This is a genomic window from Conchiformibius steedae, assembly GCF_014054725.1.
Lineage (GTDB): Bacteria > Pseudomonadota > Gammaproteobacteria > Burkholderiales > Neisseriaceae > Conchiformibius > Conchiformibius steedae.
The window spans coordinates 1,712,894-1,735,259 of record NZ_CP059563.1 but is presented as its reverse complement, the minus strand read 5'-3'; the positions used below and the strand labels follow the sequence as shown (position 1 = coordinate 1,735,259).

The window sequence follows — 22,366 nt, the reverse complement described above, 5'->3', positions numbered from 1 at the left end:
CGCTTTATTTATTTTCCGTTTGCCATTAAAGGCTTGCCTTATGAACCGTTATCCGCTTTGGAAATACCTGCTGATTGCGTTTACCGTGGCATTGGCTTTGGTTTATACCTTGCCCAATTTTTACGGTGTTACCCCCGCCATTCAGATTTCCACCAACCGCCAGTCCCTTCAAATCAACGAGCAGACCCAAAACCAAGTTACACAGGCACTGGAAAAAGCCAAAATTCCGCACGGCGGCATGTTTATTGCTGGCGGCAGCCTGAAAGTGCGCGTGTCTGATGCCGACAAAATCAGCGCCCGTGATGCCATTGATGCTGCTTTAGGCGAAGGCTACATCGTGGCGCAGAACCAAATTTCCAACAGCCCCGAGTGGTTGAGCAAAATCAATGCCAACCCCATGTTTTTAGGCTTGGATTTGCGCGGTGGTGTGCATTTTACCATGCAGGTGGACATGAAAGCCGCCTTGGAAAAAACGCTTGACCGCTATGCAGGCGACGTGCGCCGCGAATTACGCAAACTCAAAATCCGCAGCGGCACGATTCAAAAACAAAGCAACAGCCTCACCATTCCCTTTCAAGACGAAAGCGACCTGAACAAAGCCCTGCCCGAGCTGACCCGTCTGCTGGAAGGCGTGCAATTGTCGGCAGAAGGGCGCAACTTAAAGCTGGTGTTGCCCGAAGAGTTGCTGGCACAAATGCGTAAAGATGCCGTCAAGCAAAACATCAACACCCTGCACAACCGCGTAAACGAATTGGGTACGTCCGAGCCTGTGATTCAGCAGGCAGGCGCAGACCGCATTGTCGTGCAGCTTCCGGGCATGACCGATACCGCCAAAGCCAAAGACATTATCGGGCGTACCGCCACTTTGGAAGTGCGTTTGGTATTGGACGACCCCGTGCAGTTGCAGCAGGCACTGGCAGGCAATGTGCCTGACGGTTACGAACTGCTGTACAGCGGGGGCAGCGAAAAATACCCCATGTTGGTCAGCAAACAAGTAGAACTGACGGGCGACAACATCAATTCCGCCCAAGCGGGTTTTGACCAACACGAAAGCCCCGCCGTCAATATCAATTTGGACAGCACAGGTTCAGCGATTTTTGCCGACCTGACCACCGCCAATAAAGGCAAAATCATGGCGATGGTATTGATTGACCAAGGCAAATCCGAAATCGTTACCGCCCCGCAAATCAACGAGCCCATTACCGGCGGGCGTGTACAGATTACCGGACGCTTTACCCCCGCCGAAACCCACGACGTTTCCCTGCTGCTGCGTGCTGGTTCGCTGGCTGCGCCGATGGAAATTGTGGAAGAGCGCACCATCGGTCCGTCTTTGGGCGCGGAAAACATCAAAAAAGGTATTGATTCCACCGTGTGGGGTTTTGTTGCCGTAGCGGTGTTTATGGTGATTTACTACCGCTTGTTCGGTGTGTTTTCCACTGTGGCATTAAGCGCCAACCTGCTGTTCTTATTTGCTATTTTGTCAGCATTGCAAGCCACGCTTACCCTGCCGGGTATTGCCGCGATGGCATTGACTTTGGGTATGGCGATTGACTCGAACGTATTGATTAACGAGCGTATCCGCGAAGAACTGCGTAACGGTCAAAAACCGCAAGTGGCGATTAAAGAAGGTTACGACCACGCTTGGGACACCATTTTGGACTCTAACCTGACTTCGCTGATTGCGGGTATTGCCCTGCTGATTTTCGGTTCAGGACCTGTGCGCGGTTTTGCCATTGTGCATTGCTTGGGTATTATCACGTCCATTTATTCTTCGGTTGTGGTATCGCGTGCCTTGGTGAATCTGTGGTACGGTCGCCGCCGCAAACTGAAAAAACTGTCTATCGGCGTGTCTTATCCGCCTGTGCTGGACCGCGACTTTGACACCGCAGAAAAGGAATCATAATGGAACTGTTTCAATTCAAACGGGACATCCCGTTTATGAGTTATGGCAAACTCACCACGTTTATTTCCTTGGTCACCTTTATTTTATCGGTGTTTTTTCTGGTAACACGTGGGCTGAACTATTCGGTTGAGTTTACTGGCGGTACGCTGATGGAAGTGGAATACCAGCAGGGTGCGAAGCTGGACGACGTGCGCCACAGCTTGGAAAGCCTCGGTTTGGGCGAAATTCAGGTACAGGCTTTGGGTACGAACAAACACATTATGATTCGTCTGCCCAATAAAACCGATGTGTCGTCCGCGCAGTTGTCCAACCGCGTAATGGATGTGCTGAAAAAAGACAGCTCGGATGTGTCGTTGCGGCAGGTGGAATTTATTGGTCCGTCTGTGGGTGAAGAGCTGGTCAGCAATGGTTTGCTGGCATTGGGCATGGTGATTATTGGCATTATTGTGTATTTGGCGATGCGCTTTGAATGGCGTTTTGCGGTATCGGCGATTATTGCCAATATGCACGACGTGATTATTATTTTGGGCTGTTTTGCCTTTTTCCAATGGGAATTTTCGCTGACGGTATTGGCGGGTGTGTTGGCGGTGCTGGGCTATTCGGTAAACGAATCGGTGGTGGTGTTTGACCGTATCCGTGAAAACTTCCGCAAAGGTTCCATGCGTAACCGTTCAGTGCCAGACATCATCAATAATGCGATTACCGCCACCATGGGGCGCACAGTGATTACCCACGGCTCTACCGAAGCAATGGTGATTTCCATGCTGGTGTTTGGCGGCGCGGCGTTGGAAGGCTTTGCGCTGGCATTGACCATCGGGATTGTGTTCGGTATTTATTCTTCGGTGCTGGTGGCCAGTCCTTTATTGCTGATGTTTGGATTAAACCGCAGCAATATTGTGAAGCAGCAGCAGGAAAAAGAAGAAGTGGTGGTGTAAAGGCAAGGTTTTCCCCCTGTGTTGGGCGCAGGGGGAAACAGTTATAAGAATATAAGTTCTAAAATGAAACTTTCAGGGTATAATCGCAGCCAATTTCCCAGAAGGAGCGTGCTATGAGCTGGTTGGACAAAATCCTGCCCCCAAAAATCAAACGCGAAGACAACGGCAGATCCGCCATTCCCGAAGGCTTGTGGAGCAAATGTGCCGCTTGCGGTACCACGCTGTACACCACCGAGCTGGCAAACAATCATCACGTTTGCCCCAAATGCAACCATCATCACGCCATCAATGCCCGTGAGCGTTTGGCGATGCTGTTTGACGAAAACGACAGTGAAGAAATTGCTGCTCATATCAAACCCATTGATATTTTGAAGTTTAAAGACAGCAAAAAATATCCCGACCGTTTGAGTGCTGCCCGCAAAAGCACGGGCGAAGAAGATGCGCTGGTGGTGGCGGAAGGCAAAATCTGCGGCGTGCCTGCGGTGGTGGCGGTGTTTGAATTCCGCTTTATCGGTGGTTCTATGGGTTCGGTGGTGGGCGAGCGTTTTGTGCAGGGCGTGCGCCGTGCGGTAGAAAAAAATTGTGCTTTTATCTGCGTGGCGGCTTCGGGCGGGGCACGGATGCAGGAAGGCTTAAACTCATTGATGCAAATGGCAAAAACCTCTGCTGCGCTGCATTTGTTGTCGGAACGCAAGCTGCCGTTTGTTTCGGTGCTGACCGACCCGACCATGGGTGGGGTGTCTGCCAGTTTTGCCTTTTTGGGCGATGCGGTGCTGGCTGAGCCCAATGCGTTGATTGGTTTTGCGGGTCCGCGTGTGATTGAACAAACCGTGCGCGAAACCTTGCCAGAGGGCTTTCAACGTGCCGAATTTCTGCTGAAAAAAGGCGCGATTGACCAAATTGTCGACCGCCGCGAGTTAAAAAACCGTTTGGCGCAACTGCTGTGCCTGCTGCAAAATCTGCCGCAGCCCCAGCCGTCAAATGCCTGCTGCAAGGACGATGCACCGTCCGAACCGCCGCTTACTGAAGCAGATATCTAAAAGCAAAAACAGTCTTTCCCTAATTCGGAAAGACTGTTTTGTTATGGTATGTTAGCCGTCAATTTAAAAAGATTTGCTGCTTTCTACACCGCCGCTGATTTCGCCGTACATTTGCGTATTGCCTTGACCGCCGTTTGCCGCACACGCGCCCAAAATGGCGCAGCAAAATACCAATAAACCCAAGCGTTTCATTATTTTATTTCCTTTTGCGTAGTTGAAAGAGAAGAATCGGACCATTTGGCTGCCGCCTGCTTTTTCTGATAAGCCGCACGAAAAGCCTGCAATTGGCGGCGTTTCCATTCGGCGGCAGACAGTTTGCGGTTTTCCGTATCAGTCATGATGCCTCCTGATAATGAGGGGTTTGAATAAAAAAGCAATCTTGATACTCGCCCAAATTCATAATCGGAACAAAGTCTAACATATCATTATTTAAATGGGTACACATTTTTTGATACATGCGCTTGAGCGATGGGCGTTCTGCCACAAATAAATAAGCATCGGGCTGAAACTGTTGATAATGCGCCCAAACCAATTGTTCCAGTTGCTTTTTTAAGGCAATGATTTCCGTTTTGCCGAAGCCGTGTGCGGGCGGTGGGGCGTATAAGTCCTCATTGCCTTGTTCCAAATAGGATTTTACTGCAAATTTTATGGAATAAACCCGTTTGCCGCGCATCAAATGGGCTAAAGTTTCCTCTTCTTGAAAATACAGCAGGGTAGCGGCATCGTCAGAAAAAACAGCCATATAATCAATATTAGCAACGCGGAAGTCGGCAAAATGGTAAACAATGCCGTTATCTTCCGCCGTTTCAAAGCGTATTGCCATATTAAACGGTATTGCAGTTTTTATCCAATAATTTGGGTTGAACGCCTTGTTCGACCACATCGGCATCTACCACCACTTTTGCCACGTTTTTGTTATCGGGCAGGGCGTACATGGTTTCTAGCAGGGCTTTTTCTACCAGCGAACGCAAACCGCGCGCGCCTGTTTTGCGCTTCATTGCCAGTTTGGCGATGCTTTTTAGGGCGGCGGGGGTGATTTCCAATTCCGCGCCTTCCATGCCAAACAGGGCTTGATATTGTTTGACGAGGGCATTTTTCGGCTCGGTTAAGATATGCACCAGCGTTTCTTCGTCCAGTTCTTCCAAGGTGGCGATAACGGGCAAACGTCCGATAAGCTCGGGAATCAAACCGAATTTAATCAAATCTTCGGGTTCAACCTGTTGGAATAATTCAGTAATGTCAGCATTGTCGTCTTTGCTGTGAACCTGTGCGCCAAAGCCGATGCCGCCTTGTTCGGTGCGTTGGCGAATCACTTTTTCCAATCCCGCAAATGCGCCGCCGCACACAAACAAAATATTGCTGGTATCCACGGCAACCAATTTTTGGTCGGGGCTGCGCCGTCCGCCATGCGGTGCAACGTTTGCCACTGTGCCTTCAATCAGTTTCAGCAAGGCTTGTTGTACGCCTTCGCCCGACACGTCGCGGGTAATGGACGGGCTGTCGCTGCGGCGTGAGATTTTGTCAATTTCGTCAATATAAATAATGCCGCGTTGGGCTTTATCGACATCGCCGTCGCAATTCACCAGCAATTTGGTGACAATGCTTTCCACATCTTCGCCCACATAGCCTGCTTCGGTCAGCGTGGTGGCGTCTGCCATGGCAAAGGGGACGTTTAATTTACGCGCCAGCGATTGCGCCAACAGGGTTTTGCCCGAACCTGTCGGACCAATCAGCAGAATATTGGATTTGGACAATTCCACTTTGCCGTCTTCTTGCGGATGGCGCAGACGTTTATAGTGGTTGTACACGGCTACGGCAAGGGCTTTTTTGGCGGTTTCCTGACCGATAACGTGGTCGTTGAGCTGGGCAACGATTTCAGACGGGGTGGGCAGGTGGCTGTTGTCGGGTACTTCGGTAACTGTGTCTTCGGCGGCGGCTGGCGCAGCGGGTTTGAGACCCATTATTTCCGCGCTGTCTAAAATACATTCGTCACAAATTAAAATATGGTCTTCATTACCTTCAACCAAATGTTTGATTTCGTGTTCTGCCTGACCGCAAAACGAGCAATAACGGGTTTTTTTCAACATAAGGGGTGCATTCCGATTCGCGCCACAGGGCGCAGACAAAATAGGCAAGTATAAGCGTGGGTGCGGAAAAATTCAATTTCCGTACGGCGGCAAACGGCTGCCGTTCTTGGTTTTGACGGCGATTGCCGTTACAATCCGCGCTTTTGTGCCTGTTTTTGCCATGTTAAGCCCTGTTCAATTAAACCATTGCGCCGCTGTATTGGCGCAGATGCTGACCTTTTCCCAGCCTGCCGATGCCGTTTTATCGGCGTATTTGCGCCGTCATCCTAAATTGGGGCGCAACGACCGCCGCGAAATCGCCGAAACTGCGTTTGCTGCTTTGCGCCATTATCAAAAAATCAACGCCGTGTTGCCCAAGCCTGCGGAAGATTCACGCCGTGCCGCGCTGGCTGCTTTGATATTGGGACGCGCTTGCAATATCAGCCAATTAGACAGCGTGTTAGACGAAGGCGAGCGCGAATTTTTAAGCCGTTTGAAAGCCCGCAAAAGCGAATTTGCCGCACAGTTAAACACCGCTGCCGAATTGCCCGAATGGTTGATTTTGCAATTGCAAGCCCATCTTTCTGAAGCAGAAATTTTGGCATTCGGGCGCAGCGTGTGCCGTGGTGCGCCTTTGGATTTGCGCGTGAATACTTTAAAAGGTAAGCGCGATAAGATATTGGTGCAATTGCAAAACGAGTTTGCCGATGCCCAAGCTGCGCCTTATGCGCCGCACGGTATCCGTTTGCACGACAAACCCGCACTCAACCGCCATCCGCTGTTTTTAGACGGCACGTTGGAAGTGCAGGACGAAGGCAGTCAGCTGTTGGCGTGTTTGGTGGGTGCAAAACGTGGCGAAATTCTGGTGGATTTTTGCGCAGGCGCCGGCGGAAAAACCCTTGCCATCGGTGCACAAACCGCCAATACAGGGCGAATTTATGCTTTTGATGTATCAGAAAAAAGATTGGCAAAACTGAAACCGCGCATGACCCGCGCAGGTTTGACCAATATCAGCCCCGAACGCATCAGTTCCGAGCGCGACCCGCGCATTGCCCGTTTACGCGGCAAAGCCGACCGCGTGTTGGTGGACGCGCCCTGTTCGGGCTTGGGAACGCTGCGGCGCAATCCCGATTTAAAATACCGTCAATCTGCTGCTACGGTAAATAATTTGATTTTAGAACAACACAGTATCCTAAATGCTGCTGCCGAGCTGGTGCGTGTGGGCGGGCGTTTGGTGTATGCCACTTGCAGCGTGTTGCCCGAAGAAAACGAAGCGCAGGCAGAACGCTTTTTGGCGGAACACCCTGATTTTGTTGCGGTGGACTGCGCTGCCCTGTTAAAAGCGCAAAAAATTGATTTGGATACGGGTATGTATTTGAAATTAAATACCGAACAACACGGCACAGACGGTTTTTTTGCCGCTGTGTTTGAACGCAAAACCGCCTGATTCAATGCCAAAATTCATGGTGTGTTGCCTGTTGCGCCAAAAATGCTGCCAATGCGTCCTGTTGTGCTGCTGCTGAATCCAATTGATTGAATGCTTTGCGGAAAATTTCGCCATCGGGCAGTCGCGCCACATACCAGCCTATGTGTTTACGGGCAATGCGTACCCCTGCCGTTTCGCCGTAAAAATCGTGGATGGCGCGTAAATGTGCCAACACGGTTTCGCAGGCTTGCTGGAAGGGCAGCGGCGGGGGTAATTGCTTGTTGGCAAAAAAATATTTGATTTGTGCGAACAACCACGGATTGCCCTGTGCTGCCCGTCCTATCATCACTCCGTCTGCGCCCGTTTGTGCCAACACCGCCGCTGCTTTTTGCGGGGAATCAATATCGCCGTTTACCCAAACGGGTAGGTCAATCTGTTGTTTTACTTTTGCAATTAAATCGTATGATGCTTCGCCGAGATACATTTGCGTGCGCGTGCGCCCGTGTACCGCCAGCGCGGCAATGCCTGCTTGTTCGGCGATGCGGGCAATGGTGGGTAGGTTTTGATGTTGGTCGTCCCAGCCCAAACGGGTTTTCAGGGTTACAGGAACGTTTACCGCGCCCACTACGGCGGTTAAAATCTGTTCTACCAATTTTTCATTTTGCAACAAGGCACTGCCTGCCAATACATTACACACTTTTTTGGCGGGACAACCCATGTTGATGTCAATGACTTGTGCGCCGTTGGCGACATTGTATTGAGCGGCTTGCGCCATTTGTTGTGGGTCGCTGCCCGCAATTTGTACGGCAATGACGCCGCTTTCTCCTGTGTGGTCGCTGCGGCTGAGGGTTTTGCGGGTGTGGCGCAGGCTGGGATTGTCGGTAATCATTTCGCTTGCTGCCCAATCTGCACCGAATTTTTTTGCCAATATTCTCATTGGTTTATCTGTGATTCCTGCCATGGGGGCAAGCAAGACCCGTGCTTGTTTGATGGCATCTTTAACCGATATTGGCGCTGATGGCTGTGTGTTCATAATAGTTCAATAAAAAATCAGGCACATCTTGTCAGATATGCCTGAATAATCAAAATATCGGCATTACGGGGCAGTAATGCGAACCGTTTCGCCGCAGGCTTCGCCCAATACGCGGCTGAGTACGGCGAAAAATTCGCTGCCGTCGCGTGTTGCCAACCAGCTATTATTTTGGCGGGAAAAATGATAACCGCCGCTTTTGGCGGCAATCCATAATTCTTGATTGGGGGTGTGGCGGTTAACAATAATTTGTGTGCCATCATCGGCTTCAATGGTCAGTACATTGCCGCTGTGTTGGCAATCCAAATCCCAGCCGCCTTCGTCAATGGCATCTTCAATATGGGCAAACAGGGCATCGGAATGTTGTAAAAATTCGGTTTCGGTCATGGCGGGCTTTCTTAAAAATCGTCGTCATCGTCATCAAAATACGAACGCCGCCGCGGTCTGCGGTGGTGGGCTTCGCGGTGTGGGTGTGTTTCATCGGGTTCGCGGTGGGTATCGGGCAGGCGGAAGGGTTCGTCCAACATGGCTTCTTCTTCGGCTGCGGCAGCACCTGCCGATTGTCGCCAGCGTTTCCAGCCCAGCCACACCAAAGGCAGACCCAATGCCAAGGGCCACACGCCGATAAAAAATAAAACCACGCTTAAAAAGCCGCTCCAGCCTTCACGAAACATGGGCGCAAGCTGATGTCCGAAACCAGGGCGGTACTGCCCAACCAGCGTGTCAAGATTGGTGTTGGGCAATACCCTGCTGTCTACCCTAATGGGCTGGGAAAAGTGCAGGTAAATGGTGGCAAAGCGGATTTTGTCTTGCCAATAACGGCGTTGCAGGGTGTCAAATTCGTTTTGGTATTTCCATTTGGACGGGGCAGGTGCGGCGGCTTGAGCCGTCAGCACGGTGTTTTCGGTAACGGCGGCAGGCAGCGAAGCGGCAACTGCAGACGCGGCTTCTGCCAATGAAATCTGCTGTTGTATTGCCAAGCCGTTTTGTGGGGACGGCAGCTGGGGCAGTGAGGCTTCCTCTACCAGCGGTTCGTGCTGTGCCGTGGCGTCTGCCTGCTGTTTTTGATAGGCATTAAACAGGGCTTTGAGGCGCATATCGGTCAGCAAATCTTGAGTGGTTTTGACTTCGCTTTTCAAAACCGTCATGTATTTTTGAATGGCAATCAAAAAGTTTTGGGTTTGTTCACGCGGAATCTGCACCACCATATCGGCTTTGTAGCTGTAACGGGTCAGTTCCAGCGTTTTGCCTTCGCTGTGTTTGTAGTGTTGGGCGGGGTCGTTGAGGTAAAAAATGCGGTTGTCCGCCACAATACCGCGGTATTGGTAGGTCAGCTTGGCGATTTCTACTGCAACGGTACGTACATCTTCTGTTTCAAACGTTAAATCGGCTTTGGTGATTTTGTCCTGCATGGGAACATGCGGGATGCTTGCATCAGACGCATTCAGCTGCTGCTGCCCGTCAAACGGAAAAGTTGCCGAAGTCAGGTAGTTGTATTCATTGGGGTCGCTGGCGGCGGCGGGCAGTGCAGTGTGGTCAAGACGGTCTTCCACAGGCTGACCGCCGCACGCTGCCAGCAACAGCGACAAACCGCCGCAAAATAATAAATTTCGGATTTTTTCCATAACAAACCTCTTTTGTTTTCGGACGTACCGAAAACGCACATCGTCCAAATTATACCAAATCTTTTGCCGTGTATCGGATTTATCGGCGAATATTGCGCCAATATCCGCTATAATCGCCTTTCCGACTGTTGTCGCAGTGTTGGAACTTTTTTATTTTCAGGAAGCTAAATCATGACTTTTGCCTATTTTTGTGTATTTTTCGCCATTTTTTTGCCCTTGTTTTGCGCGGTTTACGCCAAAAAAGCTTCGGGTTTTACCGTGGCAGACAATCGCAATCCGCGTGAATTCCTTGCCAAAGCCGAAGGCGCGGCTGCCCGTGCCAACGCCGCCCAACAAAACAGCTATGAAATTTTCCCCGCCTTTGCCGCAGCAGTAATTATTGCCCACGCCACGGGCGAAGCCGCGCAGGGCGTGATGAATTTTTGGGCATTCGTCTTTGTGTGCAGCCGTGTTGCCTTTATTTATTTTTATATTAAAGACCAAGCCCTGCTGCGTAGTGTGAGCTTTGCTGTGGGCTTGTTGAGCATTATTGCTCTGTTTTTGGCTGCGTTTTAAGCGGTTAATACCATGTCTGAAAAAAGCAAAACCGAACTGGAAAACAATAAATTGCACAAACGCCTGCGCCACGCCGTGGGCGATGCGATTAATGATTTCAATATGATTGAAAACGGCGACAAAATCATGGTGTGCCTGTCGGGTGGGAAAGACAGTTACGCGCTATTGGATATTTTGCGCCATCTGCAAGCGTCTGCGCCCGTGGATTTTGAGCTGTTGGCAGTCAATTTGGACCAAAAACAGCCCGGATTTCCCGCACACGTTTTGCCCGATTATCTGGACAGCATCGGCGTGCCGTATCATATTGTGGAAGAAGACACTTATTCGGTGGTGAAACGGGTAATTGCTGAAGGCAAAACCACATGTTCGCTGTGTAGCCGTTTGCGGCGCGGCGTGCTGTATCGCGTGGCAAAAGAACACGGTTGCAGCAAAATCGCGCTGGGACATCACCGTGATGATATTTTGGAAACCTTGTTTTTAAATATGTTTTACGGGGGCAAGCTGAAGGCGATGCCGCCCAAGCTGGTGTCGGACAACGGCGAACACATTGTTATCCGTCCCTTAGCCTATTGTAAAGAAAAGGATTTGGCGCGTTATGCCCAAGTGAAGCAGTTTCCGATTATTCCGTGTAATTTGTGCGGTTCGCAGCCCAATTTGCAAAGGCAGGTGATTAAGGAAATGCTGAACGATTGGGACAGGCGTTTTCCAGGGCGGATTGAGAGTATGTTTTCGGCGCTGCAAAATGTGGTGCCTTCGCATTTGGCGGATACGGAACTGTTTGATTTTTCGGGATTGCAGCGCGGACAGGCGTTGCGGCACGGCGGCGATACGGCGTTTGACCGCGAAACTGTGCCTGCTGCGTTTCACGGCAGCGGCGCAGCCGATGCGCCACCGCGCAAGGTAATCAATATTTTGGGCAATAAACCCAAATAAATCATGGTAAAAACACGCGCCAATGTATACATTTGGCGCGTGTTGTTTATAGTTGATGAAAATAAAAACGAGAGCAACGCGGTATTGTTGCGATTTTAATCAACTATGGTTAAATCAAGAATAAACTTGCTAAACCCAAGAAAATCAAAAATCCGCCCGAATCGGTTACGGCGGTAATCAATACCGAACTGCCTAGGGCAGGGTCTTTGCCGAGTTTTTCCATGGTAACGGGAATCAGCACGCCCAGCAGTGCCGCGAGCAGCAGGTTGAGCGTCATGGCGGCGACCATCACCAGCGCAATGCCCGTATTGTGGTAGAGCAGGTAGGAAATCACGCCCATCACGCTGCCCCACACCATTCCGTTTACCAGTGCCACGCCGATTTCTTTTTTCAGCAAATGCAGCGCCTGAATGCCTGAAAGTTGCCCCATTGCCATGGCACGGACAATCATGGTGATGGTTTGGTTGCCTGAATTGCCACCGATGCCCGCCACAATCGGCATCAGTGCTGCCAAGGCGACAATTTGGGCGATGGTGTGTTCAAAATGGCTGATAACGCGGCTGGCAACAAATGCCGTTCCCAAATTGACCGCCAGCCAAAACCAGCGGTTACGCACCGATTTTAACACGGGGGCAAACAGGTCTTCTTCTTCCTGCAAACCCGCCATGTTTAACATATCGGCTTCGCCTTCTTCACGAATCACGTCTACCATTTCATCAACGGTTAAGCGTCCGATAAGCTTGTTAGCGGCATCGGTAACGGGCGCGGTTACCAAGTCGTAACGTTCAAAAGCGGCGGCGGCTTCTTCGGCATCGTCATCGGGGCTGAAACGGACAATATCGCGTGCCATCACGTTTTCCACCAAATCATCGGGGTCGGATACCAGCAGTTTGCGAATGGGCAGCACGCCCTGCAAAATATCGTGGTCATCTACCACAAAGATTTTATCGGTGTGGTCGGGCAGGCTGTCAAAACGGCGCAAATAGCGCAACACCACTTCACAACTGACATCAGCACGCACGCTGACGGTTTCAAAATCCATAATCGCGCCCACTTGGTCGTCGCGGTAAGACATGGCGGCGCGGACTTGGGCGCGTTCTTCGTCGTCCCAATCTTTCAGCACTTCGGCAACGACTTTGTCGGGCAGGCTGTCGGCCAGTTCTGCCAACTCGTCTGCTTCCATGTCTTCCACCGCTGCCACCAGCTCGGCTTCGTCCATGTCTTCAATCAGGCTTTCGCGCACCGCTTCCGACACTTCCAACAACACATCGCCGTCTTCTTCGGGCTTGACCAACGCCCACACTAAGGCGCGTTCTTTTTGCGGCAGGTGTTCCAGCGCAGTGGCAACGTCGGCGGGGTGCAGCTCGTGCAAAATGGCGGTTAGGGCAGACAAACGCTCGGCGGCTTCGCTGCTGGCGGGGGGGATTTCGGGGGCATCGCCGATGTGGGGCAACAGGGTTTCGGCCAGTTCGTGAATGCGCTCAATATCGGCGGCAAGACGTTCGGTTTCGTTGATACGGCTGGAAATGTGAGACATGGTTTACTCCGCCTGCCGCGCAGGAAGAAGCAAACGGCAGGGTTTACACAGGGTGAATCGGGCAAGATGACGGCGGTTCGTCCATTACAGGCGGCGTGCGCGAAAATAAAAACAGCCAATTTTAACATATTTTCACACAGGGCAAAGAAGCGGAAGTTTGACTATAATCGCCGTTTTGCCCTGATTATCCCTTATGCAGATTCTTCACTTTCCCGATTCCCCGTTTGTGCTGCACCAGCCCTTTCCGCCTGCGGGCGACCAGCCTACTGCCATTGCCGCCTTATTGGAAGGTTTGGCAGACGGCTTATCGGCGCAAACCCTGCTCGGCGTAACCGGTTCGGGCAAAACCTACACCATGGCAAACGTGATTGCCCAAAGCGGACGACCCGCCATTATTATGGCGCACAACAAAACCCTTGCCGCCCAGCTTTACGCCGAAATGCGCGGATTTTTCCCCGACAACGCCGTCGAATACTTTGTTTCCTATTACGATTATTACCAGCCCGAAGCCTACGTTCCCAGTCGCGACCTGTTTATTGAAAAAGATTCCGCCATCAACGAACACATTGAACAGATGCGCCTTTCCGCCACCAAAAACCTGATGACGCGCAACGACGTAGTCATTATCGCCACCGTGTCCGCCATTTACGGCATCGGCGACCCGCGCGAATACCAGCAAATGATTTTGTCGGTAAAAGAAGGCGATATCTTGGCGCGGGAAGACATTGTTAAAATTCTCGTGTCCATGCAGTACGAGCGCGGCGAGATGGATTTTAAACGCGGCAGTTTCCGCGTGCGCGGCGACAGCATCGATATTTACCCCGCCGAAAACGCCGATATTGCCTTACGCATCAGCCTGTTTGATGACGAAATTGAACGTTTGGATTTATTTGACCCGCTTTCAGGCAGCCCGATTCGGCGTATCGGGCGTTATACCGTGTTTCCGTCCAGCCACTACGTTACCCCGCGCGATACCGTATTACGCGCCTGCGAAGCCATTAAAGCCGAATTGCGTGAACGCATTGATTTTTTTACCCAAGAAAATCGCCCCGTAGAGCAGCAGCGCATTGAACAGCGCACCCGTTTTGATTTGGAAATGCTGTATGAAATGGGTTTTTGCAAAGGCATTGAAAACTACTCACGCCACTTTTCGGGCAAGGCGGAAGGCGAACCGCCGCCCACGCTGCTGGATTATCTGCCGCGTAACGCCTTGATGTTTATTGATGAAAGCCATGTTACCGTGCCGCAAATCGGCGCGATGTACAAAGGCGATGCCGCGCGTAAACAAAATTTGGTGGATTACGGTTTCAGGCTGCCGTCTGCGCGTGATAACCGTCCGCTAAAATTCCATGAATTTGAACGGATTATGCCGCAAACCGTGTTTGTTTCCGCCACGCCCGCGCAATACGAAGCCGAACACGCCAGTCAGGTGGTGGAACAAGTCGTGCGCCCCACAGGTTTGCTCGACCCGCAAATTATTGTCCGTCCCGTTGCCACACAGGTTGATGATTTACTGGCGGAAATCCGCGCCCGCAGCGACAAGGGCGAGCGCGTGTTGGTAACCACTTTAACCAAATGCATGGCGGAACAGCTTACCGAATATTACGGCGAGTTGGGCGTGAAAGTGCGCTATTTGCACAGCGATATTGATACGGTGGAACGGGTTGAAATTATTCGCGATTTGCGTTTGGGTGTATTTGATGTGCTGGTGGGGATTAACCTGCTGCGCGAAGGCTTGGACATTCCCGAAGTGTCACTGGTGGCGATTTTGGATGCGGATAAGGAAGGCTTTTTGCGCTCGCACCGCAGCCTGATTCAAACCATCGGACGTGCGGCGCGGAATGTGAACGGCGTGGCGATTTTGTATGCCGATAAAATCACCGATTCCATGCAATCCGCCATAGACGAAACCGAACGCCGCCGCGACAAACAAAAGGCGTTTAATCAGGCACACGGCATCACACCGCAGCAAATCAACAAGCAAATTAAAGATTTGATTGACGGCGTGTATCACGATGATGCCCCCGCTAAAAACTGTGCAGACCCGTTGTCTGGCAAGGTAATCAGCGAAGACGATGCCTTAAAAGAAATGGCGCGTTTGGAAAAAGCCATGCAGCAAGCGGCGCGGGATTTGCAGTTTGAAGAAGCGGCGGTATTGCGCGACCAAATTCATGCTTTGCGGGACAGGATTTTATTGGAAAAAGGATAATTTCTACTCGTGGGCTAGGGCGTGTCCCTATTTGTTTTATAACTTGAATGTCTTTAGTAATAAGCCCGATGTTCTTTCCCAAAAATGCGCTGTCCCGTTAAGATGGGCGGCGTATTTTACTGTGTACAAAGGAAGTAAGCATGTGGAAAAAATCTTTTTGGGCAGCGGCAGCGGTGGTATGGTTGGTAGCGTGCGGCGATGGCGGACAGGGCGGCAATCAGGCTGCTTCGGGCAAAGATGGCGCACAAGTGCAATTGCTGAATGTGTCGTATGATGTGATGCGTGATTTTTATAAGCAATACAATCCGTTGTTTGTGAAACATTATCAACAAAAACATGGCGCGATAGACGTTCAGCAGTCGCACGGCGGTTCCAGCAAACAGGCTTTATCGGTTGCCAATGGTTTGCAGGCCGATGTAGTAACCATGAACCAAAGTTCTGATATTGAATTATTGCAAAACAAAGGCTTGGTGGCTGCTGATTGGCAGCAGGCGTTTCCCAATCAGGCTGTGCCTTTTGGCAGTACAACTGTATTTTTGGTACGCAAGGGCAATCCGAAAAACATCCGCGATTGGGACGATTTGGCGAAAAACGGGGTGTCGCTGGTGTTGGCCAACCCGAAAACGGCAGGTAACGGGCGTTATACGTTTTTGGCGGCTTACGGACACGCATTAAAACAATCGGGCAATCAGCATGATGCAGCGAAAGATTTTGTCCGCAAACTGTTTGCCAATGCTGCGGTAATGGAAGCAGGCGGGCGCGGCGCAACCACCACATTTGTGCAGCGCAAAATTGGCGATGTGTTGATTACCTTTGAAAATGAAGCCAATTTAACCGCCAAGCAGTTTGGTGAAGACGGTTTTGAGATTGTTTATCCCAAATATTCGGTGGCAGCAGAAAGTCCTGTGGCGGTGGTGCAAAGCGTTAGCCAGAAAAAAGGCACTGGCGAAGCCGCCAAAGCCTATTTGGCGTATTTGTGGTCAGACGAAGCACAAGCATTGGCGGCAGAAAATTATCTGCGTCCTGCCAAGCCCGAAGTGTTAGCAAAATTTGCCGACCGTTTTCCGAAAGTGGAAACATTCCGTGCCAACGATGTATTCGGTTCGTGGGATGAAATCATGAAAACCTATTTTGCCGATGGCGGTGTGTTTGACCAAATCAGCAAACGTTAAGCCAAGTTTAAAATCATACAGGCTGCATTTTGATGCAGCCTGTTGTTTTTTTAAACGTCTGTATTATCGACCAAGCCTTCTGCCACTTCCGCAGGCTTAAAGCGCACCGATTGCGGATAGGGATAAAAATCGTCCAATTCGCCGCGTTGCAGGCGTTCTTTTTTATTTTGCCAAAATTCGGGCGTGAGCAAATCGGCGTGATGCTGCATAAATACTTGACGCACATCGGGTTCGCCCAGCAAAAACGGCGCAAATTCTTCAGGGAAAACATCGCCTTTATGCACGGGATACCACACTTCGCCCGACATTTCCATTTCGGGATTGGGTGCAGGCGGAATGCGGCGGAAGTTGCAATCGGTCATGTATTCAATTTCATCGTAATCGTAAAAAATCACACGCCCGAAACGGGTCATACCAAAGTTTTTATACAGCATATCGCCAGGGAAAATATTGGCGGAAGCCAGCTCTTTCAGGGCAAAACCGTAATCAATCACGGCGGCGGCTTTGGCTTCGGGTTCGGCGGATTGCATAAATAAATTCAAGGGTTTCAGGCGGTATTCAATATAAACGTGCTTAATCACGACCCAATCTTCCGATTCTTCCATTTGGCTGGGGGCAAGCTGGCGCATTTCCTGCAAAAAGGCTTCGCTGCAACGCGATTTGGGCAGGGCAACATTGGAAAATTCCATCGTATCCGCCATGCGCCCAACACGGTCGTGTTTTTTTACCAGCAGGTATTTTTGGCGGACGTATTCGCGGTCAAAATCTTTATTTGCACCAAAAACGTCTTTAATTACTTTAAAAACATAGGGAAACGAGGGCAGGGTAAACACGGTCATCACCAGCCCTTTAATACCGGGGGCAAGGATAAATTTGTCGTCTGAATGGCGCAGGTGTTGCAAAAATTCGCGCCAAAAGATGTTTTTACCCTGTTTGTGCAAGCCCAAAAGGGTGTAAAAATCGCCGTTGTTACGCATCGGCAGCATTTTGCGTAAAAAGCGCACATAGCTGCTGGGAACGGGCATATCGGCAAGAAAATAGCTGCGGGCAAAGGAAAACAGCACGGAAATTTGTTGCGGTTCAAACAGGGCGGCATCCACCACCAGCTTGCCACGGCTGTTGTGCACCACGGGCAGGGCAAAGGGGTGGGAATGGTTGCCGTTGATAATACAGCCGAAAATATAGGCGGATTTGTTGCGGTACAGCGGCGAGTGTAACACCTGAATATGCAGGTTGAGTTCTTGCGGCGGCCATTCTTGATGGCGGCGCAGGTGGTCGCGGGCGGCGTGCAGGATATTGGTAATGTCGCGTTTGATGCAGGCAAACGGGGTTTGCCAGTTAAAATGGCAGAGCAGGTTTTTCAGGCAGCCTGCCAGCCCTTCTTCTTTGGGATAGAACGATACGAAAGTGGGTTCGTCGCTGTCGATGTATTCGGTGCTGGTGGCGGGTTTGAGAAACAGGTGTTCGTTATTGTAATAACGTTTGTCCAGCAATTTGGTGGATACGGAATTAAAAAAGGTTTCCGCCAGTTCGGGTTGAGGGTGATTGACCAGCAGGGCAATGTATTCGCGTTTGGCTTGCGCCCACAAGTTGTCGGCGGCGGACTGGTGGTTTTGGCGCAGCAGCGCAACGGTTTCGTTTACGCGGCTGTCGTACATTTCAATGCGGTCGGTGCCAAGCTGCTGAATACCGTGCCAGTCGCCCGCATCAAACAGGGCTTTGGCGGCGGCGGATTTGGCGCGGAACAGGGTGTAGTGTTTGTTAAAGCCAGCGAGAATGGCGGCGGCGGTTTGATGCGGGGTGTTCATGATAACAAATCAAGTCCAGTTAAAGGTAAACAATACAGTTCTGCTTTCAGGTTCATACATCAAAATAATCGCATCTGCACCGTCTGAGCACCAATTATAGCCTGCTACTTCAGCAATATGAATCATGGGGTTACCTTGGTAGCTTATGTTTGAAAAATCATATATCAGCCAGTCCTCAAAATCAGGGTGCGGTGGTGAGAAAGCTGGTTCGGAGGGAATGGTAAAAGCAGAGGGTGGTATATGGCTGCCGCTTGACCAGTTGTCATCTGTGAAGTCACCACCCAAAACATCTAAAAACGCATTATTGTTAGGTAATTGATCGTGTTCTTGAAAAAATTGTTTGGCGTGCTGGTAGCTTTCCCGCATTTCCGCTTCCTTTTGCAGTAAATAGGTATTGACTTTATGAAACGGTGTATTCTGGAAATAGCCTTCCTGACCTAAAAAAACATAGCGGTTGTCATCGTTTAAACGAAATGCCAGCCAATTGGGGCAGGTAAATTCATTATGGTATTCCGTTGTTGTATCGCCAATAACGCAGTCATAGGGTTCAATCGGATTGAGCATATGCACGACTGTGCCTGCCCATTCGGGATTGAATACTGCCAAATCAATGGATAATAAAGGAATAAAGTGTTTGGATAACCAAGCCTGTTCGGGGCAAAAAACAGCTTCTGCTTCAGGAAAAGGTCTTAAATGTTCATTTAATACGGTAATGTTGGTGGTTTCGGGAAGCATGGTTTTATCCTTAAATTTAAATGGATTCGTGGCAGGCTGGGTTAGGCGTAGCAGTAACCCAGCGTTTGTTGATTAAATTAAGTGAGTTGGGTTTATACTACGCTTCAACCAAAGCTACTTGCTATGTTTGCTTTCTATATTATATATTATAATTCTTCATAAAATTAAATTCATTATGATATGATGCCAAAGGGGTCATATCCATCCATTCCATTGGAATGTATTCACTATCAATATAGATTTGATAACCGTGATACCACGCCAATTTGGTATATAAAACCACAAAAGTATAAATTAAATCCAAGGTGTATCCACTTTCCCAATTACGCCTACCGTTAAATTTTCTAGCATCTAATAACGCATACAATGCTATTTGCATTTTTTCCGTATCGCCATCAGCTAAAGCAAAATAAAATTCATAGTCTGGCAAAAAGGTTTTCATAACAGAATTTTTAATCTCTGTATTAAAAATCATTTCACATCTTTGCTTTAATAAATCCCAATCGCCACGCAAAGCAAGAAAAAAATTTCTTTTGCAAAAATCAACTGATTTAGGACTGTTAGCAGTTTCTCCGAAATATCTATCCAGATTTAAGTACCACTCAATGAGTTTTTGATGGTTAGATAACAAACACCACAAACCATTAGTGATATAAATACCTTCAATATAATTATAAGGAGGCTGATTAGCTACATAATCCAATTTCACATGATTAAAAGCATATTTTCTAACTGCTTCTATATCATGACAATGAAACCAATTTCTCATGATTTGTAAAACACAGTAACCTTGTAATCGCACAAAGCCCCATTTGTAGTTTTCAATATTGGACAGTTTCTTATCCCAAAATTGAACATCGTTCGTTTTTAACCAACCTGAATTAAAATGGGCATCTATATGGTTTAAACGTTCTAATGCTTTTTGTTTATTAAACTTTTTCATTATTTTTCCTTGAATTCAGGTGCGATAAACGGAATGAAAGAAATGCTGCTTTTGTCTAAACTGTCCCCTTTTTTAACGCCGATTACAATAATTTTCAGTTAAGTCAGTTGGGTTTTTAACCCAAGCTGCCTTTATTTTCCCCACCCCATCCCTCCCCACCAGTGGGGAGGGGGTAAGTGGGTTGCGTTGGCTTTTAGCCCTGCGCTTTGGCTACGCGCCGCCAATGGTGCAGCAAAGGTTCGGTGTAGCCGTTGGGCTGTTCCGTGCCTTTAAATACCAAATCGCAGGCTGCCTGAAAGGCGGGCGAACTGTCAAAACGTCCCACCATCGGCGTGTAGGCGGCATCGCCTGCGTTTTGCGCGTCCACCACCGCTGCCATGCGTTCCAGCGTGGCGCGTACTTGTTCGGGTGTCACCACACCATGCGCCAGCCAGTTGGCGATGTGTTGGCTGGAAATGCGCAGGGTGGCGCGGTCTTCCATCAGTCCGACATTGTGAATATCAGGCACTTTGGAACAGCCTACGCCTTGTTCCACCCAGCGCACCACATAGCCGAGAATACCTTGGCAGTTGTTGTCCAATTCCTGCTGTTTTTCTTCGTCTGACCAATCGGTTGAAGCAGCAAGCGGAATGGTCAGCAAATCGTCTTGCAGGGCGTTTTCAGGCAGCCGTGCCAGTTCTTTTTGCACTTGGAAAACATTAACTTGATGATAATGCAGGGCGTGCAGGGTGGCGGCGGTGGGCGAAGGTACCCATGCGGTGGTTGCGCCTGATTTGGGGTGTCCGATTTTTTGTTTCAGCATTTCCGCCATCAAATCGGGCATCGCCCACATGCCTTTGCCGATTTGGGCTTTGTTGGGTAAGCCGCAGTCCACGCCTGTTTGTACATTGCTGTTTTCGTAGGCATGAATCCATTTGCTGGCTTTCATTTCGCCTTTGCGGATCACTGCGCCTGCTTTCATGGAAGTGTGGATTTCGTCGCCTGTGCGGTCCAAAAAGCCTGTATTGATAAACACCACGCGCTCGTGTGCGGCACGGATACAAGCTGCCAAGTTTGCCGAAGTGCGGCGTTCTTCGTCCATAATGCCCATTTTCAGGGTGTTGGCGGGCAGGCGCGTTAATTTTTCAATGGCGGCAAACAAATCGTTGGCAAACGCCACTTCTTCAGGACCGTGCATTTTGGGTTTAACGATGTACACGGAACCGCTGCGACTGTTTTTGTTTTCGCTGCGGGCAAAGTCAAACGGGGCAATCAGCGCGGTCATCACGCCGTCTAAAATGCCTTCGGGGATTTCATTGCCTTCTGCGTCCAACACGGCGGGGGTGGTCATCAGGTGTCCGACATTGCGGATAAACAGCAGCGAGCGTCCGGGCAGGGTAAAGCTGCCTGAGCCGTCGGGCGTGGTGTAGGGGCGGTCGGCATTCAGTTTGCGGGTAAAGGTTTTGCCATTTTTTTCCACTTCTTCGGTGAGCGTACCCGTCATCAGCCCCAGCCAGTTGCGGTAAACCAGCGTTTTGTCTTCGCCGTCCACCGCCGCTACGGAATCTTCGCAGTCCATAATGGTGGACAACGCCGCTTCCAAAATAATGTCTTTCACGCCTGCGGGGTCTTGTGCGCCGATAGGACTGTTTTTATCAATCAAAATATCAATATGCAAGCCGTTGTGCAAAAACAGTAAAGAATCGGGTGCGTCTGCTGAGCCGTTGTAGCCGACAAAGTTTTGCGGTTGGCACAAACCGCTTTCGCTGCCGTTTTTTAAGGCTGCCTGAAGCGCACCGTCGCGCACAAAATAGCGCAAAACATCGCTGTGGCTGCCTGAAACCAAAGGCAGGCTTTCATCTAAAAAGCGGCGCGCAAAAGCAATCACGGCATCGCCGCGTTTGGGGTTATAGGCTTTGGCGGGGGCGAGTTCGCCGTCTTGGGGAATGGCATCGGTGCCGTACAGCGCATCGTACAGGCTGCCCCAACGCGCATTGGCGGCGTTTAAGGCATAACGCGCATTGTTAATCGGCACAACCAGTTGCGGACCAGCCTGTTCCGACAATTCGCGGTCCACATTTTCTGTGGCGATTTGGAAGGGCGCGGGCGTATCTAGCAGATAAGCAATTTCGCGCAAGAATGCGCGGTATTTTTCCGCATCAAATTGCGGGTTTTCAGCGTGCCACGCATCAATTTTTGCCTGAATCTCATCGCGTTTTTGCAGCAAGGCGCGGTTGCGCGGGGTAAATTCGTTCAGCAAAGCGGCAAAATCCGCCCAAAATTCATCTGCTTTAACATTCGGATGCTGTGCCAGCAATTCATTTTGCACAAAATCATATAAATGGGTTTCTACTTGCAAACCTGCGGCGGGGGTGTAGTGTTGGGTCATTTGAAATTCCTTTTTCAAACTGGCTTCCCTTCCCTGTTTGCAGGGAAGGGAAGTAAGATAGGGGATTGAACAATTTGAAAA

The 22,366-nt window shown here is 50.0% G+C and carries 20 protein-coding genes; 8 read left to right on the top strand and 12 right to left on the bottom strand.

Annotated elements, in window-relative coordinates:
- Positions 1 to 40: 40 nt before the first annotated feature.
- The 3 genes from secD (at position 41) to accD (ending at position 3,878) form a co-directional block, all read left to right on the top strand.
- Positions 41 to 1,903, top strand: a complete 1,863-nt coding sequence (gene secD, locus H3L98_RS08930) for a protein translocase subunit SecD (protein ID WP_027021715.1) — start codon at positions 41 to 43, stop codon at positions 1,901 to 1,903.
- Entirely contained in the window at positions 1,903 to 2,838 is a 936-nt protein-coding gene (gene secF, locus H3L98_RS08925) for a protein translocase subunit SecF (RefSeq protein ID WP_027021714.1), read from the top strand. Before secD ends, secF begins: the two co-directional genes overlap by 1 nt.
- A gap of 113 nt (positions 2,839 to 2,951) precedes the next feature.
- On the top strand, positions 2,952 to 3,878 hold the full coding sequence (gene accD, locus H3L98_RS08920; RefSeq protein WP_051532015.1) for an acetyl-CoA carboxylase, carboxyltransferase subunit beta: 927 nt from the start codon (positions 2,952 to 2,954) through the stop codon (positions 3,876 to 3,878).
- A 63-nt stretch (positions 3,879 to 3,941) separates the two neighbouring features.
- Here accD and H3L98_RS11015 read toward each other — a convergent pair whose 3' ends face one another.
- The 4 genes from H3L98_RS11015 to clpX all read right to left on the bottom strand — a co-directional run bounded on the left by H3L98_RS11015 (position 3,942) and on the right by clpX (position 5,965).
- The gene (locus tag H3L98_RS11015) at positions 3,942 to 4,070 is read right to left on the bottom strand and encodes a hypothetical protein (RefSeq protein ID WP_276512628.1); all 129 of its coding nucleotides are present in this window, start codon (positions 4,068 to 4,070) and stop codon (positions 3,942 to 3,944) included.
- Positions 4,070 to 4,216, bottom strand: a complete 147-nt coding sequence (locus H3L98_RS08915) for a hypothetical protein (RefSeq protein WP_156932233.1) — start codon at positions 4,214 to 4,216, stop codon at positions 4,070 to 4,072. Before H3L98_RS08915 ends, H3L98_RS11015 begins: the two co-directional genes overlap by 1 nt.
- The gene (locus tag H3L98_RS08910) at positions 4,213 to 4,620 is read right to left on the bottom strand and encodes a hypothetical protein (protein WP_211247095.1); all 408 of its coding nucleotides are present in this window, start codon (positions 4,618 to 4,620) and stop codon (positions 4,213 to 4,215) included. Before H3L98_RS08910 ends, H3L98_RS08915 begins: the two co-directional genes overlap by 4 nt.
- Before the next feature lie 82 nt (positions 4,621 to 4,702).
- Positions 4,703 to 5,965, bottom strand: coding sequence for an ATP-dependent Clp protease ATP-binding subunit ClpX (clpX, locus tag H3L98_RS08905; RefSeq protein ID WP_027021712.1), 1,263 nt, complete (start codon positions 5,963 to 5,965; stop codon positions 4,703 to 4,705).
- A 160-nt stretch (positions 5,966 to 6,125) separates the two neighbouring features.
- On the opposite strand from clpX, the gene H3L98_RS08900 reads away from it, so the two are divergent.
- Positions 6,126 to 7,391 carry an RsmB/NOP family class I SAM-dependent RNA methyltransferase gene (locus tag H3L98_RS08900; RefSeq protein ID WP_027021711.1) on the top strand — a complete coding sequence of 422 codons (1,266 nt, stop codon included), beginning with the start codon at positions 6,126 to 6,128 and terminating at the stop codon, positions 7,389 to 7,391.
- A 1-nt stretch (position 7,392) separates the two neighbouring features.
- On the opposite strand, the gene dusB is transcribed toward H3L98_RS08900, so the two are convergent.
- From dusB to H3L98_RS08885, 3 genes are all read right to left on the bottom strand, one after another.
- Complete coding sequence (dusB, locus tag H3L98_RS08895; protein WP_051532014.1) at positions 7,393 to 8,403, bottom strand: tRNA dihydrouridine synthase DusB; 1,011 nt, start codon at positions 8,401 to 8,403, stop codon at positions 7,393 to 7,395.
- Between the two features lie 63 nt (positions 8,404 to 8,466).
- Positions 8,467 to 8,787 carry an iron donor protein CyaY gene (gene cyaY / locus H3L98_RS08890; protein WP_027021709.1) on the bottom strand — a complete coding sequence of 107 codons (321 nt, stop codon included), beginning with the start codon at positions 8,785 to 8,787 and terminating at the stop codon, positions 8,467 to 8,469.
- Positions 8,788 to 8,798: 11 nt separating this feature from the next.
- On the bottom strand, positions 8,799 to 10,025 hold the full coding sequence (locus H3L98_RS08885; protein ID WP_027021708.1) for a DUF4349 domain-containing protein: 1,227 nt from the start codon (positions 10,023 to 10,025) through the stop codon (positions 8,799 to 8,801).
- Positions 10,026 to 10,196: 171 nt separating this feature from the next.
- Between H3L98_RS08885 and H3L98_RS08880 the strand changes: the two genes are divergently transcribed.
- Both H3L98_RS08880 and ttcA read left to right on the top strand, forming a co-directional pair.
- On the top strand, positions 10,197 to 10,580 hold the full coding sequence (locus H3L98_RS08880) for an MAPEG family protein (RefSeq protein WP_027021707.1): 384 nt from the start codon (positions 10,197 to 10,199) through the stop codon (positions 10,578 to 10,580).
- A 12-nt stretch (positions 10,581 to 10,592) separates the two neighbouring features.
- The gene (ttcA, locus tag H3L98_RS08875; protein ID WP_027021706.1) at positions 10,593 to 11,513 is read left to right on the top strand and encodes a tRNA 2-thiocytidine(32) synthetase TtcA; all 921 of its coding nucleotides are present in this window, start codon (positions 10,593 to 10,595) and stop codon (positions 11,511 to 11,513) included.
- A 109-nt stretch (positions 11,514 to 11,622) separates the two neighbouring features.
- On the opposite strand, the gene mgtE is transcribed toward ttcA, so the two are convergent.
- Positions 11,623 to 13,050 (bottom strand): magnesium transporter, encoded by a 1,428-nt coding sequence (gene mgtE, locus H3L98_RS08870; RefSeq protein ID WP_027021705.1) that lies wholly within the window; start codon positions 13,048 to 13,050, stop codon positions 11,623 to 11,625.
- A 193-nt stretch (positions 13,051 to 13,243) separates the two neighbouring features.
- Here mgtE and uvrB point away from each other — a divergent pair, with 193 nt between their 5' ends.
- Positions 13,244 to 15,259, top strand: coding sequence for an excinuclease ABC subunit UvrB (gene uvrB / locus H3L98_RS08865; protein WP_027021704.1), 2,016 nt, complete (start codon positions 13,244 to 13,246; stop codon positions 15,257 to 15,259).
- A 140-nt stretch (positions 15,260 to 15,399) separates the two neighbouring features.
- Positions 15,400 to 16,431 (top strand): sulfate ABC transporter substrate-binding protein, encoded by a 1,032-nt coding sequence (locus H3L98_RS08860; protein WP_027021703.1) that lies wholly within the window; start codon positions 15,400 to 15,402, stop codon positions 16,429 to 16,431.
- Between the two features lie 50 nt (positions 16,432 to 16,481).
- Here the strand turns inward: H3L98_RS08860 and aceK are convergent, their stop codons facing one another.
- The 4 genes from aceK to H3L98_RS08840 form a co-directional block, all read right to left on the bottom strand.
- Positions 16,482 to 18,239: a bifunctional isocitrate dehydrogenase kinase/phosphatase gene (gene aceK / locus H3L98_RS08855; protein WP_027021702.1), complete on the bottom strand. Its 1,758-nt coding sequence runs from the start codon at positions 18,237 to 18,239 to the stop codon at positions 16,482 to 16,484.
- A gap of 9 nt (positions 18,240 to 18,248) precedes the next feature.
- Positions 18,249 to 18,974, bottom strand: coding sequence for a hypothetical protein (locus H3L98_RS08850; protein WP_051532013.1), 726 nt, complete (start codon positions 18,972 to 18,974; stop codon positions 18,249 to 18,251).
- A 139-nt stretch (positions 18,975 to 19,113) separates the two neighbouring features.
- Positions 19,114 to 19,917 (bottom strand): Imm49 family immunity protein, encoded by an 804-nt coding sequence (locus tag H3L98_RS08845; RefSeq protein WP_027021700.1) that lies wholly within the window; start codon positions 19,915 to 19,917, stop codon positions 19,114 to 19,116.
- Positions 19,918 to 20,110: 193 nt separating this feature from the next.
- Positions 20,111 to 22,285 (bottom strand): malate synthase G, encoded by a 2,175-nt coding sequence (locus H3L98_RS08840; protein WP_027021699.1) that lies wholly within the window; start codon positions 22,283 to 22,285, stop codon positions 20,111 to 20,113.
- Positions 22,286 to 22,366 lie beyond the last annotated feature (81 nt).